Here is a 17045-nt window from a genome sequence, read left to right as displayed (position 1 = left end):
GCCTCAACGCGGCGTGTAGTCCACCATCAGCCGCAGCTCGAAGCGGGCCTCCCAGGGCTCCAGCATCCGGCGATCGAAGGTGTCCGCATCGAAGGTGATGTTGACGTAGATGCAGGGGAAGACACCACCGGTGTTCTCCCGGATGGCGTCTTCCTCGAGATCCTCGTCGATGACGTCCTCGGGCGATTCGAGGCTGCGGGCGAAGTAGCCCTTGATGCGCTTCTCCGCGACCCACTGGCGTGGCAGCTCCTGCAACCGCCCGAGCACCTCGAGGGACTGATAGGCGCTCTCCGAACCTTGGGTGGTGACGTACTCTCTGCAGGCCAGAACGGCCATGGTGGCTCCCCGCCTTCCACGTGGAAACGGAGAGAAGGTACGCCTTCGGCGCGCCGGCCGCGAGATCCTCTCGCATGCCGGGTGGGAAAGCCCGGCAGGCCCCTGCGACGTGCGATACACGCGTGGGTCGAAGCGCATTCTGCCGTTGCTGATGGTGGGTGTTCTGACCAGCGGAGCCACTCCTCGGAAGCCTGCTCCCGCGGTTGATTCATGGGCGGTCATCTCCGCATGTGGGGACTCACGATGACGTCGCTGAGCGTGACGGCCTCCAGGGGGACCCTCTGGACGTGCCGGGGGCCCACCTGCGGCGAGGAGTCCGTGGAGATGGATGCGCCCGACGGAAAGCCTCGCCTCGACCTCACGCCCAAGGCCCTGCACACGAAAGCGAACGACGGGAAGCTCACCAGCGAGCACCCCGCCTTTCATGGGAGCCTCTTCATCGGGCGCATCACGGCCTCGCCTCCGGCGGGCACCCGGGATGACCCGGATGCTCCGGCCAGGGGGAGCGCTGGAGCCCGATAGCCGCAGGGACGACAACCCCGCCCACCTGGACGCGCTTCTGCGCGCCTACGAGCGTCTCCCGGAGATCGGCGGGCGCTCAGTCCCTCGAGGCCCGCGGCTGTGCGCCAATGCACGGCGGCACCCCACCGTCGTCCGCTCCAAAGAGCTCCACGAAGGCCCGGCGATCGTGCGCGGGCAGGATGATCAGCTCCGGGTCCTGCGCGTGGAGTTGCACCAGCTTCGCCACCTCCGCCTGGGTGCGCGCGGAGTCTTCGTCGGTGAACCGCCGCATCAGCCACGATTTCCCCACGTTCCGATCGATGGATTCCCGCAGGTTGATGAGATCACCCACGTGCACGAAGCGCTGGCCCGGTGACACGTTCACGAACGTCGCCACGCTGCCCGGTGTGTGCCCGAAGGTCGGCACCACCACCACGGTGCCATCACCGAAGACGTCGAAGCGGGCCTCGTAGTTCGCGTACGGCTCCGCCGCGAAGGGAATGGGCACCATGCGGCCCTTCAAGGCCCGGGCATGCGCGGGGAGCACCACCCCACGCGGATGCTCCAGCTCCGCTTCGATGAGTTGCTTCTCCTCGGCGGCCAGCCACACCGGCACGTCCGGCAACGACGCCGCCCCGCCGGCATGATCGGCGTGCACGTGGGAGAGCAGCAGCGCCGTCGGCCGGGTCACCCCGAGCGCGGTGAGAGCCTCCTTCAAGTTCCGCCGTGGGACGTTGCGACCCGCGGTCTGCGAGAAGGTGAAGCGGCTCCAGGCGCCCAGCTCCCGCTGCTCCTCCTGCGCGTGGGGGGAGATGCCGGTGTCGAGCACGAGGTCGCCCTTCGGGTGGCGGATGACGAGCGCCGCGGAGGTGACCTCCCAGGTGGCGGCCACGGTGGAGCCGCCCGCGCCGTATCCCCCCGGCACCGTCACGCCTCCCGTGTCGACCCAGCACACCTGGATTGGCGCACCCGGGGCCGGCGGGGGCACGAAGGCGTGCGGCACCGCCGGGGGCAACGATGCGCACGCGGTGGACAGCAACGACAACACGATGAGCTTCCGCATGGGGTACCTCTCCTGAAGGTTCGACCGCAAGATGCCCGCCCGCCGCCCCATTTGCCTCCTGGATGTGGAAATGAGCGATATTCACGGTGTGAATCTCGCCACCTTCGACATGAACCTGCTCCGCGTGCTCGACGCGCTCTTCATCGAACAAAGCGTGGGGGGCGCGGCGGCGCGCTTGCGGCTCTCGCAGCCGGCCACCAGCAACGCGCTGGCGCGACTGCGCGACGCACTCGGAGACCCGCTCTTCGTGCGAGGCCGTCAGGGCATGGTGCCTACCGCCCGGGCCCGGGCCCTGCGCGGGCCGCTCACGCTCGCGCTGCGGCAGCTCCAGGAGGCCCTGGTGCCTCCCGAGGACTTCGTGCCCGAGACCGCGCGCCGCACCTTCGTGCTGGCCTCGAGCGACCACGCCCAGCTCCTCGTGCTCCCTCAGCTCGCGGCACGGCTCGCGCACTACCCCGGCGTGAAATTGCGCGTGGTGCCACTCCCGCGTGACTTCCCCACCCCAGAGCTGGAGTCCGGCGAGCTCGACCTGGTCCTCGGTGTCTTCGACCTCGCCCCGGGGGACCGCACGCCGCGAGGACTGCGGCGGCAGGTGCTGGTTCACGAGCGCTTCATGCTCGTTGGCCGCAAGCACCATCCCGCCCTGCGCGAGCCGCGGCGCCTGGATCTGTCGCTGCCACAGATGCATGTCTCCCCGCGCGGCGGCACCGAGGGGAGCTTCGAGCGCAAGACGAAGATCCGCCGCAACGTGGTGCTCTTCACCCCCCACTACCTCGTGGCGCCCTGGGTGCTGGCGAGCACCGACCTCATCGCCGCGCTGCCGGAGCGGGTGGCACGCCGCTTCGCCGAGGCCTTCCCGCTCACCGTGGTGCCGGTGGAGCTCCCTCACGAGCCGCTGCGCGTTCAGCAGCTCTGGCACCCGCATCGGCAACAGGATCCCGCGCACCGCTGGCTCCGTGAGCAGGTGCTCGCCGCCGCGCGCGCATCACCCGCCGGGTATTAGCGCAGCCTGAACTCGGCGGCCCCGCCCACATGGACGCGTTCCCGCGGGGCGCTCAGCCCTCGAGACTGACTCTGAACGCCCCCTTTCGTTCCGCCCTCGAATCGGGTACATCTTTCCCTGGAATTCGAGCAAATATCAAAATACAGGAATTCTCACATGTCGAGGCAGCTGCGTGATGGGTGCCGGGCCTTCGTCCTGGCCGTGTGTGTCAGCATTCCCGGGGTCGCGAGCGCGGAGCAGTTGCCCTACGGAGCCAATGCCTTTCCTGGCGTCATCAGGGCGTATGACTTCGACCAGGGGGGCGAAGGGATCGCCTACCACGACCTGGACGCGGTCAATACCTATCAGTATTACCGGCCTGGAGAGGCCGTGGACATCGGCGTTCGGGGCTCTGGGGACTACGAGGTCCGGGGCGCGCCGGGCGAGTGGCTCGAGTACACGATCGATGTGCCCACGGGTGGCCGCTACGAAGTCTCCCTCACCTACTCCCAGCCGAGCGGGAGCGCGCAGATCTCCCTCGGCCTCGATGGCGCGGCTCCCCTCCCCATCACGCTGCCGGCCACGGGCGGGCATGGCACCTTCCAGTCCTACAAGGTGACCACGCCCCTCGAGGTCACCCCGGGCCGTCACGTCCTGCGGTTCACGTTCGCCGGCGGGGACGTCTACCTGCGGCGGCTGTCCTCGGCCCTGCTTCCGGGGCGCTCCTTCTACTTGAGCCGCTCCGGAGCGGGGGTGAAGGACGGGTCCAGCTGGAGCCAGGCCTTCTCCGCGACGCAGCTCTCGACGGCGTTGAACCAGACGCTCGCGGCGGGAGACACGCTCTACGTCGCGGGCGGTCTCTACGAGAGCTCGACGCCGTATTCCTTCTCCCTCACCACGAGCGGAACGGAGGCGCTGCCCAAGAAGGTGGTGGGCGTGGACCTGGGCTCGGGCCTACCGGTCTTCAAGGGCCTGTGGACGCCCACGGATCCGGGCAGCAGCAACAAGAGCTACGCGTTCATCCGCTTCACGAACGCGCACCATTGGGACATCCAGGGGTTGCGCGCCGAGGGCTACTACCACGGCGTGCGGGCCGACGGCTCCTCCCACCTCCAGCTCGGTCAGCTGCACTTCACCCGCGTCCGGGAGGGCTTCGCGTTGAGCAACGTGTCCCAGGCGAAGCTGTTCCAGTCGGACGTGTCGCGCTACACCAAGCGGGGCATCCGCCTGACCGAGACCGTGTCGGAGCTGCTCGTGGAGGACTTCATCGCGGATGCCACGACAGGCGATTCCTCCTGGCCGACCGAGGCCTATCCCTTCGGTGTCTCCGTGGAGAACCCCGCCGACGCCGCCACGCCGGGCTCGCACGACCTGGTGTTCAACCGCGTCATCATGAAGAACAACACGTTCACTTCCACCTCCGGCTACCAGAACGGTGATGGCTTCTCCCTGGAGCGCACCGCCTCCAAGGTGTCCTTCTTGAATTCGGCGGCGTTCGACAACACGGATGGTGGTTGGGACGACAAGTCCCAGGCGGCCTACTACGAGAACTGCGTGGCGCTGCGCAACAAGCGCAACTTCCGTCTCTGGAACGACAACGCGCAGCCCACCGTCCTCAACAACGTGCTGGGCGCGTATGCCCAGAAGCGTGACACGTACAGCACCGCCGGCCTGTGGTCCCAGGGTTACGTGGAGGTCTACGACTCCACCTTCTTCGCCAACGAGGGCAGTGAGATCGTCCTCGAGAACAACACCACGCCCGCGGCTCGCGTGAAGCTCGTCCATTCCATCCTCTCGGACGCGGGGCCGTGCGGCGCCGTGGCCTCCAAGGAGGGCGGCACCACGCTGGAGCTGGTCGACAGCGTGGCCTGTGACGGCGCGGCGGGGACTCCGGTTCCCCTCCGTGCTCCGAGCGCGGGTTGGACGGGACAGCCCGCGGATGCCTTCAACCCCGTGAACACAACAGTCACCCAGGGTTACCGGTCCACTCCATGAACGAAAAAAACATGAAGCGCCGCGATTTCATCTACCTCTCCGCTCTGGGCACGATAGGACTGAGCCTGGCCTGCCGTGACGAGGAGACCCCAGTGGAACCCACTTCGACGCCCAAGGAACTCTGGATCTACGTCGGTACCTACACCTCGGGAGACGCTGGCAGCGAGGGCATCTACCTTTGCCGGTTGGACATGGCGACGGGCACTCTCGAGCGGGTGGGTGTCACCCGGGGCGTGCCCGAGCCGTCCTTCCTCGCCCTGGATCCGAAAGGCCGATACCTCTATGCCGTCAATGAATTGACGATATTCGACGGCAAACAGAGTGGCGCGGTGAGTGCCTTCGCCGTCGCTCCCCGGAGCCGTGAGCTGACCTTCATCAACTGGCAGCCCTCTCGGGGCGGTGCCCCCTGCTACCTGGAAGTGGATGCGACGGGCGCCTTCGTGCTGGTGGCCAACTACGTCGGCGGAAACGTCGCCGTCCTTCCCATCCAGGAGGGCGGCGGACTGGGCGCCGCCGTCGAGTTGAAGCAGCACCGGGGCTCGGGGCCCAAGCCCCAGCAGGACGGCCCGCACGCCCACCAGGCCCGGTTGGATGCCGCCAACCGGCACGTCCTGGTCTCCGACCTGGGGACGGACAAGATCATGACCTACCGGTTCGACGACAAGCTGGGCACGCTCACGCCCGGCGAGCCGTCCTCGGTCTCCAGCGCACCGGGAGCGGGACCGCGCCATCTGGACTTCCACCCCAATGGACGCCTCGCCTTCAGCATCAACGAGCTGGACTCCACCCTCACGGTCTTCTCCTATGACGGGACGCGAGGTGCGCTGACGGCGTTGCAGACCGTCTCCACCCTGCCCGATGGGCTCACCACGCCGAGCTACTGCGCGGACATCCACGTCAGCCCCGACGGCCGGTTCCTGTATGGCTCCAACCGCGGCCATGACAGCATCGCCGTGTTCGCCATCGACCCGGCCGGGACACTGACCTTCGTGGAGCACGTGACCACGAACATCCACTGGCCGCGCAACTTCGCCATCGATCCGACCGGTACGTACCTGCTGGTGGCCAATCAGAAGGGAAACTCCATCACCACCTTCCGGAGGAACGCACAGACCGGAAGGCTGACGCCCGTCGGCCAGCCCCTGGAGATCCCCGCCCCGACGTGCCTGCTGGTGGTTCCGCCCTCGGTCTGAGCCTCCACCCTGTTCCCGGCGTGAGCCACCAGGCGAGCATGGCCGTCAGAGGGTACGGCTCTGCTTCGTCATGGGCGTTCCAACCCGTGATACCTGGAGCAGATCCACATGTTCCGCATCGAGACCGAGAAAGAGCTTCTGAACGCATTCCGCTCGCGCGATCGCAAGCACGTCGAGCTGCCCAAGGGTACCCGCCTGCCCCTCTTCGTCCGCGACTACCTCGCGTGGGTGGATCCCTACGGCGTCCGCGTCTTCCTCGTGTTCACCGCTCCGGGCAGCAAGCGGCCCACCGGCATCACCTTCCGCCGCGATCAGCAGGGTGACAAGGCCCTGGCGCTCCGGGTGTGTGACTGGTGCCGCTCCTCGGGCTCGGCCGACCAGATCGGGCTGCTCACCACGGATGTCGACGCGAAGCGCCGGGTGGGCGTGAACCTCTGCCTGGATCTCCGCTGCAACGAGAAGTTGGAGGCGACGACGAACATGGCCGGTGGGAGTGTCCTCGATGAAAACAAGCAGCTCATCGAACGCATGGCCCGCTTCGCGAGCGAGGCGTTGGGCATGGAGCTCGGCTCGGAAGCGTCCTGACGCCAGAGCTCCAGCCCGCCTCACTCCTCACGGCCGCCCTGTCCCACACGCAGTGCCGGCGGCTCCACCGGGCCCTTGTTCCCCACGCGCAGGACGGCCGTGGACTCCTCGTCGCACCTGGCCTGCGGGGGGCTCGCGGTCTCGGGCACCTCGTTGGGCGGGGCCGCCGGCTCCGCCTTGAGCACCAGCGTCTCCTGGATCAGCCGGGCCAGGGCTTGTTGTCCGTGCGGATAGGGGGCGTGAGCTCCCGTCAGCCCGCAGAGCCGCTCGCGCAGCCGCTGCCCTCTCGGGGTGCGATCCTCGCTCCTCCACTGGAGCAACTCCATGATGGCGGCGTCCAGCTCCGGAGGCACGTCCGGGCGGAAGGCCGAGGGCGGCAGGAGCGACGGAGGCGGGGTGGGTTTCACCCGTTCGGAGATGTCGACTCCCTTGAAGAGGGAATGTCCCGTGAGCGCCTCGTGCAGCGTGACGCCGAGCGCGAAGAGATCCGCGCGCCCGTCGAAGGACTCGCCCCGGACCTGCTCCGGCGCCAGGTAGCCCAGCTTGCCGCGCACCCGGTTGGCCTGGGTGATGCCGACATGGGTGGCCGCCCGCGCCACCCCGAAGTCCCCCAGCTTCACCTCACCAATGCGTGACAGGAGGATGTTGGGCGGATTGACGTCCCGGTGGACCAGCCGCAGCAGCACGCCATTGCTCGAGGTGCGCCGGTGCACGTAGTCGAGCGCCTCGCCCAGCTCGGCCCCGATGTACGCCACCACCGCCGGCGGCAGCGGCCCATGGAGCTTGAGCAGCTCGCGCAGGGACATGCCCTCGATGTGCTCCATGGCCATGAAGTAGGTGTCCGCGAAGCGGCCCACGTCCAGCACCTGGATGATGTTGGGGTGGTTGAGCAGCGAGCCCAGCTCCGCCTCCCGGCGGAAGAGCGTGACGAAGTCCTCGTCCTCCGCGTAGGCCGGGAGGATGCGCTTGACGGCCACGACCTTCTCGAAGCCGCCCTCCGGGCTGTAGGTGGCGCGGAACACCTCGGCCATGCCTCCCACGCCCAGCCGCTCGTGGAGGAAGTACTTGCCCAGCAGATCCTTGGCGCGGATGGCGTGCAGGGCCTCCTCGGCCTTGCGCGTGAGGTGGCCGGCCACCAGCGCCGCCATGCCGCCCGTGATGACGTAGTAGACGGCGCGCTGCACCATGAGGGGCGGAGAGAACATCACCGGCACGGGCGGCGGCAGCCGGGGCAGGGCCACGAAGAAGTAGAGCAGCAGCATCTCGGCGGCCACGATGCAGCCCGCGAAGAGCGCCAGGCGCTTGGAGCGCAGCGCCGCGAGCACGATGAGCGTGCTCCAGAGGACGGCCGCGGGATTGGACAGCGCCTGCTCCGCATCCGCGAAGATGATGTCATAGGCGAAGAGCCACACGCCGGCGCCGGTCTCCAGGCAGACGTTGATCCAGCTGATGGCCGGGTGGAACCACCCCCGCCGCACCACCCGCGACAGCCCCCCGAAGTACACGCCGTAGAGCGCGCAGCTCCCGATGATGGCGAAGGCCCGGGGCCACCCCAGCTGCGGGCCCAGGCCCACCGCACACAAGAGGAAGAAGAAGGCCACCCCACTGTTGAACCAGGTCACGGAGGCTTCCCGGGCGGCAGCGTCCGCCCGGAGGTGCTCGGCGAGAAGCTGGGTGCCAACCGGAGCCAGGGTGTCTGAACGAGGGGGCTGGGGCATACGCCCCCCCATTCTCCGGGAGCCGGGACGGCAAGGCGAGTCCGCGACACACCCTCCCGGCGACATCCCCCCTGATGGGTGACGCTACTCCCAGGAGACGTCGTACACGAAGCGGGTGGCCCGCGGGCCGGGATCGCGCAACTCCACCCTCCCCTTGCGCTCGCAGCGGCGCAGGAACATCTCGAAAGCGCCCGCGAGCGCCTGGGCGAAGGTCCCCTCGAGCAGCAACAGGGGGGGGACGTCCTCCAGCCTCATCTCCACCCTGCCCCCCTCCGTCGACTCCCGGTGGGGCTGGTACACGAGCCGCCCGCTGTCGCGGAACGCCTGCTCCCACGCGTAGGTGGACCACTTGAGCAGCGCCTGGGGCGTCAGGCCGAAGAGCCGCACCGCGCCATCGAAGAAGGTCTGCAGCAGCGGGTAGGACGCCATGCGCTCCGACTGCTCGGAGAGGAATTGACGGAAGCCCGGAGTGCCCAGCGCCGCATGGAGCGCCTCGGTGAGCTTCATGCTCTCCTCCATCGGCACCCACCCCATCCGGGGGGTGGATTCAATGAGCGCGAGCGTCTGCTCGGGGACCCGTGGCAACACCCGGCGCTGTTTGTCGGCCGGCAGCGCCCGGGCCCCTTCGAGGATCATCCTGCAGACGAAGCCGCGGATGGCGGGCTGGAGGGACATGCCCCCTCATTGTGACACACCCTTCGCCCATTGTGATTTTCCGGAAAAGAAAAGGGCCCGGGTGTGAACCCGGGCCCTCGAAGGGGACAACCCTCACCCCGGCCCTCTCCCAGAGGGAGAGGGAGGAAGGCTCACTGCGCGGGCTGGGCCACCGGCTGCGCCGCGGGGGCAGCGGGCTGCGCCGCCGGAGCCGGAGCCGCCGCCGTGCCACCCGACATCGCCCGCCGCACCGTCGCGATACGGCCACGGAACTGCGGGATGAACTCGCTGGCCGGATGCTGCACCACGCCGTCATTGGCCATCTGCAGCGCCTTGTCCAGCTGGTTCGTCTCCTGGAAGGACTGCGCCAGCAGCAGCATCGCGTAGTCGCGGTTCTTCGCCTTCCGGTCGCCCTCGATGAAGCGCGTCAGCAGCGGCACCGCCTGGTCGTGCTTCTTCTCCATGTTGTAGGCCACGCCCAGGAAGAACGACGCGTCCATGAGCTGCTCCGCCGGAGGATTCATCGCCACGAAGCGCGACATCTCCTCGATGGTCGCCTTCATGTCGTTGCGGCGGAAGGCCGTCTTGCCCCGCTCGAACGCCGCGTCACCAATCTCACGCCGCAGCTGCGTCGCCTTGTCGTTGAGGGCATGGCGCTCCAACTGCGTCAGCTTCGAGGTGTCGAGCTTCACCAGCTCGTCCACGCCCTTGAGCCGCTCGTCACCCGGCAGGTTCGTCATCAGCCGGTACACCTCGGCCGCCGCGCGCTGGGACACCTGCACCGCCGCCACCTCCGTGCGCTGCTTGTCCAGCTGCGACGTCAGCTCGGCCACCGTCTTCTCCAGCCGCTCGCGCTCGGCGCTCGCCGTCGAGGTCTTCGCCGAGCTCACCATCACCGCGCCCGCCACGCACAATGCCGCGAAGATCGCGTACGCCACACCCGAGGAGATCCACTGCCGCTTCTGGAGATCCTCGTGACGCTTGCCAATGGCCTTCACCTCGGCGTGAAGGTTCTTGAGCAAGCTGTCCGTCTTGATCACGAGGTTGCGGGCCTCGATGACCTCCTTGCGGATCTCACTCAGTTCCTTGTTGCTTTGCTCCGGCTTCGTCTCAGCAGCAGCCATGGACATCTTCCTGTTGGGCCCGGAAATGATCTCGGCCTCTTCGCGCATCGTAGGGGCTCCCTCGGGCGGGTCTTTGATTTTTCACACCCGTCGTGTGTCGGCCCCAGGAACAGGCCCCTCACCCCGAGGAATTTCCGGTTCATCCCTCGAAGGCAGGGGGCCAGACAAGCGCCACCCTGCTAGGGAGGCGAGGTGAATGGACGATCCGGCTCCGGGGCGAACATGTACGTCACCCCCAGCGCGAACCAATTGCCGCCCGCGTTGTAGGAGGCCAGGTTCTTGAAGGCCTCCCGGGTGTTGAAGGCGCTCTGGCCGCGGGCGAAGGCCAGGCGGTACTCGGCGGTGAGTCCCCAGCGCGGGGAGAAGCGGAAGGTGGCTCCCACGGTGCCCACCCAGGCTTGCGTGAGCACTTCCTTGCGCCCCACATCCTCGGCGAACGAGTAGGCGAGCGTGGGACCGCTCTGGATGCCGATGAAGGGCACCACGCCCTCGGGCGTCAGGAAGTCCAGCAGCGTCTGCAAGCGCACCCCCACCAGCGCGCCGTAGGTGACGTTGGTGATGGTGGGGGCCCCCGTCAGCCGCAGCTGCTCGCCGGTGGCGAAGAGATCGATCCCCAGCTCGATGAACTCCGAGGCCGCGTAGGCGAAGGAGCCCGCCAGGAAGGGTCCACCCGGCGAGGAGCGGGCGGGGTTCTCGAGCCCCCGGTAGTCGGGCAGCGCGTAGAAGCTGTCGTAGAAGGTGTCGTTGGAGGTCAGCCGCCAGCCGGCCTGGACGGAGATGCGGCCCACCCCATCGAGCTGCGCGAGCTCCTCCTGGGCGGAGGCGCTCGTGGCGGCGAGGAGGACGGTGAGGAGGGTGAGACGGCGCATCGGTCAGGAGTCCTTGTTCAGGCGCAGCGCGACCTCGAGGAACGTGGTGCGGCGGCGGGACAGCGTGGCGAGCAGGCACCGCACCACGCACAAGGCCCCGAACTCCCGGCGGACCACGCCCAGGTTGGCCACCACGTCCCGCAGGGTGATCACGCCGCGCATGCGTTCTTCCTCGCGTCAGGGTGCTACAGGCAGGTCGCGCACCGTAGCAGCGTCGGTTGGAGGGTCAAATTTTCCGGCGGGCCCTGCTAGAAACGGCGCCCATGTCCCTCGTCACACCGCGCACCCTCTACCCTCCCCTCGAGCCCTACAACACCGGCCGTCTGCGCGTCTCCGCGCTGCACGAGGTGTACTTCGAGGAGTCCGGCAACCCGAAGGGCAAGCCGGTCGTCTTCGTCCACGGCGGCCCTGGCGGCGGTACGGATCCCAAGCAGCGGCGCTTCTTCGACCCGGCGGCCTACCGCATCGTCCTGTTCGATCAGCGCGGCTGTGGCAAGAGCACCCCGCACGCCTGCGTGGAGGAGAACACCCTCTGGCACCTGGTGGAGGACATGGAGACGCTGCGCAGCCACCTGGGCATCGAGCGGTGGCAGGTCTTCGGCGGCTCGTGGGGCAGCACGCTCGCGCTCGCCTACGCGCAGAAGCACCCGGAGCGCGTCACGGAGCTGGTGCTGCGCGGCATCTTCCTGCTGCGCAAGCAGGAGATTCACTGGTTCTACCAGCACGGCGCGCACGCCCTCTTCCCGGACGCCTGGGAGGACTACCTGGCCCCCATCCCTCCCGAGGAGCGGGGCGACCTGCTCCAGGCCTATCACCGCAGGCTGATGAGCGAGGACGTGAAGGTGCGGCAGGAGGCGGCGCGGGCCTGGAGCGTCTGGGAGGCCCGCACGAGCTACCTCCTCCCCAACGCGGCCACCGTCGCGCTCTTCGGCGAGGACGCGTACTCGCTCGCCTTCGCGCGCATCGAGTCCCACTACTTCGTCAACGGCGCCTTCCTGCGGAGCGAGACCCAGCTCCTGGACGACGTGCCGCGCATCCGCCACATCCCCGGGGTCATCGTGCAGGGCCGCTATGACATCCCCTGCCCCGTGCAGAGCGCCTGGGCCCTGCACAAGGCGTGGCCCGAGGCGGAGCTGAAGATCATCCCGGACGCGGGGCACTCCGCCTACGAGCCCGGCATCACCGCCGCGCTCGTGGAGGCCACGGACCGCTTCCGCCCCTGAAGCCCGAGGCCGTCAGGGTCTCGGGCCGGGCGGCCGCAACGCGCGACGCTCCAGCTCCAGCAGCGGCACCTCGAGCACCACCACGGTGCCGTGGATGCACGAGGGGTGGAAGTCCGCCGCGTCCAGCTCGCCGAGCAGCGCCCGGAGCTTGCCGTCGCTGAGCTGGCCCTCGGCGTGGCGCGCGGCATGGCAGGCAAGCACCCGGAGGGACTCGGCGAGGGCCACCGCGTCCAGCGCCGAGCCGGGCGGAGGCAGCGCGCGGGCCAGGGCCTCCAGCAGCGCCCGGGCGTCCGCGCCCACCAGCGAGGGCGGCAGCGCCTTGACCGCGAGCGTGGTGCCCCCGAAGGGCTCCACCTCCAGCCCCAACCGGGCGAGCGCCTCACGGCCCTCCACCAGTGACCGGGCCACCGGGACGGGCAGCTCCACCGTGGCGCCGAAGAGCGTGGGCACGGGGGGCTTCTCGTCCTCCAGGGCCTTCTGGAAGGTCATCAGCCGCACCCGCTCCAGGGCGGCGTGCGCGTCCAGCACCACCAGGGTGCCACCGGGCCCCTCGCAGACGTGGAAGCGCTCCCCCAGCACGCCCATGGGCCGCAGCGCGCCGAAGTAGCCCGGCGGCGGGGCCTCGTTGAGCTGGGGCTGGGCCTGGCCGAAGGCCGGCGTGCGTCCCGGTGGCAGCGGCGAGGCGGGCGCGAAGGTGGAGCCGAAGCCGGGCCCTGTCGACGAGGGCCCGGGGGCGAAGGGGAACTCCGCCGCGGGCCCGGGTCCGGGGGCGTCCTGGGTGCCGGGCAGCGGCAGCGGCGCACCCCACGTGGCCTCCTGCGCGCGGGTGAGGAAGCGCTCCACGGCCATGGCGTAGTGGGCGGCCTGCCGGGGAGGCTCGGGGGCGAGCCCATCCCCCTTGTTGCCCAGCCAGGGCGCGGCCCGGAGCGCGCGGACGATGGCGGCGTTCACCGCGTCGCCCACGCCCCGGGCATCGGCGAAGCGCACCTCCAGCTTCTGCGGGTGCACGTTCACGTCCACCGCCCGGGGCTCCATGTCGATGAACAGCACCACCACCGGCTGGCGCCCGGCGGCGAGGAACTCCTGGAAGGCGCGCTGGATGGCGCTGTTGAGGCCCCGGTCCCGGATGTAGCGGCGGTTGACGAAGGTGTAGATGCCGCGCGCGTTGGGCAGCGTGTACTCGGGCGAGGCGATGTGTCCGGTGACGGTCACGCCCAGCCGCCGCTCCTCCACGGGCACCAGGTGCGGGTGCACCCCCGGCCCCAGCGCCGCGGCGATGCGCTCGCGCGGATCTCCCGGGCTCGCCGGGCTGGTGAAGAGCTGCTGGCCCCCGTGCTCCACGAAGAAGGACACGTCCGGGTGCGCGAGCGCCAGCCGGATGACGGCCTCCTCCGCGTGCTGCAGCTCCGTGGACTCCCGGCGCATGAACTTGCGCCGCGCCGGCGTGTTGTAGAAGAGGTCCTCCACGGAGATGACCGTGCCCACCCGCGGCGGCGCCTCCTCCACCAGCGGCTCACTGCCCCCCTCCACCACCACCCGCGTGCCCACCTGGGCGTCGGGCTCGGCGGTGTGCAGCGTGAAGCGCGACACGGACGCGATGGCCGGCAGCGCCTCGCCCCGGAAGCCCTTGGTGTTGATGGTGAACAGATCGTCCAGCTGGCGCAGCTTGCTGGTGGCGTGGCGCGCCAGACACATCCGCGCGTCCTCCGGCCCCATGCCGTGCCCGTCATCCGAGATGGTGATGCGCCCGAGTCCCCCTCGCTCGAGGGCCACTCGCACGGTGTGGGAACCAGCGTCGATGGAATTCTCCACCAATTCCTTCACGACGGAGGCGGGGCGCTCGACCACCTCACCGGCGGCGATCTTGTTGATGAGGGTGTCGCTGAGAAGGGCGATACGTGCCATGAGAAGTCACATCATGCGGAGGACCCGCGAAGTTGGCCAGGAATCCTGACGCATCGCGGCTGACAACCGTGGGGGAACTGAGCTATCACGCCCTCTCCTTTATGGAAGCGACACAGGCGAGCAAGGGGGGGCTGCGCATCGCGGTGACGGGCGCGGCCGGTGACCTGGGCCGGCTGCTGCTACCGCTGCTGGAGCGCGACCCCGACGTGGAGAGCATCCTGGTCCTCGACGTGGCCAAGCCCGCCGGAGACAAGGTGGACTTCCATCGCGTGGACCTCACGCGGCACGACGCGGAGAGCGAGCTGTCCGACGCCCTCGCGGAGCTGCCCGTGGACATCTTCTACCACCTGGCCTTCCTGTACGGGCCGGTGCGGGACGGCTCGCTGGCGCACGAGCTGGAGGTCATCGGCACCATGAGCGTGCTGAGCGCGGTGGGGCGGGCCCGGGTGCCACGGCTGATCGTCCCCTCGATGACGGCGCTCTACGGGGCGCGAGGCCAGCACCCAGCCCTGCTGAGCGAGGACACTCCGCTCATGGGGTGCCCCGGCAGCCGTTTCGTCACCGACAAGGTCGAGGTGGAGAAGCAGGTGAGCGCCTTCCGCGAGCGCCACCCGGAGACGCGGGTGATCGTCCTGCGCTTCGCGCCGCTGTTCGGACCGAACATGAACAACCCGGCGACGCGGATGCTGTCGCACCGGGTGGTGCCCACGCTGCTCGGGTACGATCCGCTCTGGCAGGCGCTGCACGAGGAGGACGCGGCCCGTGCGCTGTACCAGGCCCTCAGCGCCAACGCGGAGGGCGAATTCAACATCGTGGGCCGGGGAGTGCTGCCGCTGTCGGCGCTCATCCGGGAGGCGGGCGGGCAACCGCTTCCCCTGCCGGGACCCTTCTACCGGGCGGCCCTGAAGACGATGACCTCGCTGGGGGGACCGGGGTTCCCCACGGCGCTGCTCGACTACATGCACTACGGCTGGGTCGCCGACGGCGAGCGGGCGGAAGAAGAGCTCGGCTTCATCCCCATGTTCCACGCCCGGGACGCCGTGGCGGCGATGCGGAGGAGTTGATCATGGCCAGCAAGGGAGTGCTCGGGAACGACCCGTTCCAGAGGGGCGCCGCACAGCGGCCCGCGGAGCCGAAGAAGGCCCAGGCCGAGCCGCCAGCCACGAAGAAGTCCGCGCCGCCGGCCAAGGCCGCGAAGAAGGCCCCCGCGCCAAAGGAGAAGCCCGCCGCCCGGGCCGCCGCGCCCAAGCCGGCCGCGCCGAAGTCGGCGCCCAAGCCCGCGGCGAACGCCACGCCCAGGCCAGCGGAGCAGAAGGCGGCGACGCCCAGGAGCACCACGCACAAGCCGGCGGAGCCGAAATCAGCACCCGCGTCCGCGACGGGGGCTCGCGCGAAGAAGGCCACGCCGTCCAGGGAGAAGGCCGCCCCCGAGGCCGTGCCACCCCAGGCGGAGGTGCGCACACCGCCCAAGGCGGTCAGCGCCGCCGCGGCCGAAATGGCGCTCCCGGTCGAGCCGCCGGTGCCTCCAACCCCCGAGCCAGTACGGGCGGAGGCTCGTGAGGAGGAACGGCCCACCGTCGAGGAGCCAGCGGCCGCGCGCGAGCCCGAGGCCCCCGCCGTGCCGTCCGGGTCCGAGGAATCGGAGGAGGACGAGGAGTTGCTGGAGCGAGCGGCGGAGGCACTCACGGCCGCGGAGACACTCCGGGAGTTGGAGGACGCCATCGGGGAGGCGCTGTCCACCGCCGCGGTCACCGTGCCCGGATTCGAAGACGCGGCGACGAGACCGGTGGCGGAAGTGGTGGCGGTGGAGGTGATCGACGGGAGCCGGGACGAGTACGCGCCGAGCAGCGAGGCGGAAGCCGAGGTGGAGGCCCGGATCGAGGTGGAGGTGGAGGCCGCGCTGGCCCCTGCCCTGCCCGTGGCGAGAAGCCACACGGAGGTCTTCTTCACGGACGAGTCCCCGGGAGCCGAGCCGCGCCGGTTCGGAGAGCGGTTCGCGGGGCTGATGTCGCTGGCGAAGGACGTGGCGTTCCAGGCAGTGGCGAGCGAGCGGTTCAGCAAGACGGTGAGCTCGGCGCAGGGGCTGCTGGGAGCGGCGCTGACGGGGATTGGGTTGGGGATGGGGGGCGGAACGGCCATCGACGAGTACGGGAAGGACGCGGCGCTCGGCAACGTGCTGCAGCCGGTGCTGGACTTCCTGTACGAGCGCTACTGGCGGGTGTCGGTGCAGGGGGCGAGCCACGTGCCGGCGGGGCCGGTGCTGCTGGTGGCCAACCACTCGGGGGCGCTGCCCTTCGACGGGCCGATGCTGCAACAGTCCCTGTCGCGGGAGCGGCCCGACCTGCAGGAGGCGCGCTGGCTGGCGGAGGACCAGGTCTTCCACGCGCCGATGCTGGGCACGCTGATGAACCGGCTGGGCGCGGTGCGGGCCTGCCCGGAGAACGCGCTGAGGCTGCTGGACGAATTGCGCCCGGTCATCGTCTTCCCCGAGGGCATCCAGGGGTTGGGCAAGCCGTTCGCGCAGCGCTACCAGCTCAAGCGTTTCGGCCGGGGTGGCTTCGTGAAGCTGGCGCTGCGCACGGGAGCGCCCATCGTACCGGTGGCCATCGTGGGGGCGGAGGAGACGGCACCGCTGTTCGGGAAGCTTCCGGCCAGCTTCCTGGGGCTTCCCTACCTGCCCCTGACGCCGCCGCCGCTGCCGGCCCGGTGGACCATCCGCTTCGGCGAGCCCATCGGCATGGGAGAGCTGCCACCGGAGGCCGCCGACGACATGTCCCAGGTGCAGCGGCTCACCGAGCGCACCCGCGAGTCCATCCAGGGCATGCTCCAGGCCCTGCTCAAGGAGCGCCGCTCGGTCTTCTCGGGCTGAGCGATCCCACGAAGCAGCTGAGCGGCGC

Annotated in this window: 16 protein-coding genes and 1 pseudogene; 9 read left to right on the top strand and 8 right to left on the bottom strand. The window is 69.6% G+C overall.

Annotated features, from left to right (window positions below; translation table 11 throughout):
- Positions 1-3: 3 nt before the first annotated feature.
- On the bottom strand, positions 4-336 hold the full coding sequence (locus tag NR810_RS39685; protein ID WP_257460251.1) for a hypothetical protein: 333 nt from the start codon (positions 334-336) through the stop codon (positions 4-6).
- A gap of 243 nt (positions 337-579) precedes the next feature.
- Between NR810_RS39685 and NR810_RS39680 the strand changes: the two genes are divergently transcribed.
- A complete protein-coding gene (locus tag NR810_RS39680) occupies positions 580-858 on the top strand; it encodes a hypothetical protein (protein ID WP_257460250.1) in 279 nt (92 codons plus the stop codon).
- Positions 859-868: 10 nt separating this feature from the next.
- Positions 869-946, top strand: a pseudogene (locus NR810_RS39675) (DUF5953 family protein); the annotation flags it as partial.
- Here the strand turns inward: NR810_RS39675 and NR810_RS39670 are convergent.
- The gene (locus NR810_RS39670) at positions 935-1900 is read right to left on the bottom strand and encodes an MBL fold metallo-hydrolase (protein WP_257460249.1); all 966 of its coding nucleotides are present in this window, start codon (positions 1898-1900) and stop codon (positions 935-937) included. The pseudogene NR810_RS39675 and the gene NR810_RS39670 overlap by 12 nt on opposite strands.
- Before the next feature lie 70 nt (positions 1901-1970).
- Between NR810_RS39670 and NR810_RS39665 the strand changes: the two genes are divergently transcribed.
- The 4 genes from NR810_RS39665 to NR810_RS39650 all read left to right on the top strand — a co-directional run bounded on the left by NR810_RS39665 (position 1971) and on the right by NR810_RS39650 (position 6655).
- Positions 1971-2903: a LysR family transcriptional regulator gene (locus tag NR810_RS39665; protein ID WP_257460247.1), complete on the top strand. Its 933-nt coding sequence runs from the start codon at positions 1971-1973 to the stop codon at positions 2901-2903.
- Between the two features lie 156 nt (positions 2904-3059).
- Positions 3060-4877: a carbohydrate-binding protein gene (locus NR810_RS39660; RefSeq protein ID WP_257460246.1), complete on the top strand. Its 1818-nt coding sequence runs from the start codon at positions 3060-3062 to the stop codon at positions 4875-4877.
- An 11-nt stretch (positions 4878-4888) separates the two neighbouring features.
- Complete coding sequence (locus NR810_RS39655; RefSeq protein WP_257460245.1) at positions 4889-6070, top strand: lactonase family protein; 1182 nt, start codon at positions 4889-4891, stop codon at positions 6068-6070.
- 108 nt (positions 6071-6178) lie between these two features.
- A complete protein-coding gene (locus tag NR810_RS39650) occupies positions 6179-6655 on the top strand; it encodes an FBP domain-containing protein (RefSeq protein ID WP_257460244.1) in 477 nt (158 codons plus the stop codon).
- 20 nt (positions 6656-6675) lie between these two features.
- On the opposite strand, the gene NR810_RS39645 is transcribed toward NR810_RS39650, so the two are convergent.
- The 5 genes from NR810_RS39645 to NR810_RS39625 all read right to left on the bottom strand — a co-directional run bounded on the left by NR810_RS39645 (position 6676) and on the right by NR810_RS39625 (position 11182).
- A complete protein-coding gene (locus tag NR810_RS39645; RefSeq protein WP_257460242.1) occupies positions 6676-8277 on the bottom strand; it encodes a serine/threonine-protein kinase in 1602 nt (533 codons plus the stop codon).
- A 180-nt stretch (positions 8278-8457) separates the two neighbouring features.
- Positions 8458-9048 carry a hypothetical protein gene (locus NR810_RS39640; protein ID WP_257460241.1) on the bottom strand — a complete coding sequence of 197 codons (591 nt, stop codon included), beginning with the start codon at positions 9046-9048 and terminating at the stop codon, positions 8458-8460.
- A 131-nt stretch (positions 9049-9179) separates the two neighbouring features.
- On the bottom strand, positions 9180-10151 hold the full coding sequence (locus NR810_RS39635; RefSeq protein ID WP_257460240.1) for a tetratricopeptide repeat protein: 972 nt from the start codon (positions 10149-10151) through the stop codon (positions 9180-9182).
- Positions 10152-10330: 179 nt separating this feature from the next.
- Positions 10331-11020, bottom strand: coding sequence for a hypothetical protein (locus NR810_RS39630; protein WP_257460239.1), 690 nt, complete (start codon positions 11018-11020; stop codon positions 10331-10333).
- Positions 11021-11023: 3 nt separating this feature from the next.
- Positions 11024-11182 (bottom strand): hypothetical protein, encoded by a 159-nt coding sequence (locus tag NR810_RS39625; RefSeq protein ID WP_257460237.1) that lies wholly within the window; start codon positions 11180-11182, stop codon positions 11024-11026.
- 101 nt (positions 11183-11283) lie between these two features.
- Between NR810_RS39625 and pip the strand changes: the two genes are divergently transcribed.
- Positions 11284-12243, top strand: a complete 960-nt coding sequence (pip, locus tag NR810_RS39620; RefSeq protein WP_257460236.1) for a prolyl aminopeptidase — start codon at positions 11284-11286, stop codon at positions 12241-12243.
- Positions 12244-12255: 12 nt separating this feature from the next.
- Here pip and mutL read toward each other — a convergent pair whose 3' ends face one another.
- A complete protein-coding gene (mutL, locus tag NR810_RS39615; RefSeq protein WP_257460235.1) occupies positions 12256-14148 on the bottom strand; it encodes a DNA mismatch repair endonuclease MutL in 1893 nt (630 codons plus the stop codon).
- Positions 14149-14249: 101 nt separating this feature from the next.
- On the opposite strand from mutL, the gene NR810_RS39610 reads away from it, so the two are divergent.
- On the top strand, positions 14250-15212 hold the full coding sequence (locus NR810_RS39610) for an NAD-dependent epimerase/dehydratase family protein (RefSeq protein ID WP_257460234.1): 963 nt from the start codon (positions 14250-14252) through the stop codon (positions 15210-15212).
- Between the two features lie 2 nt (positions 15213-15214).
- Positions 15215-17017 (top strand): lysophospholipid acyltransferase family protein, encoded by a 1803-nt coding sequence (locus tag NR810_RS39605; RefSeq protein WP_257460233.1) that lies wholly within the window; start codon positions 15215-15217, stop codon positions 17015-17017.
- Positions 17018-17045 lie beyond the last annotated feature (28 nt).

Source organism: Archangium lipolyticum (assembly GCF_024623785.1).
Lineage (GTDB): Bacteria > Myxococcota > Myxococcia > Myxococcales > Myxococcaceae > Archangium > Archangium lipolyticum.
This window is presented reverse-complemented; position numbering and strand designations above follow the sequence as displayed.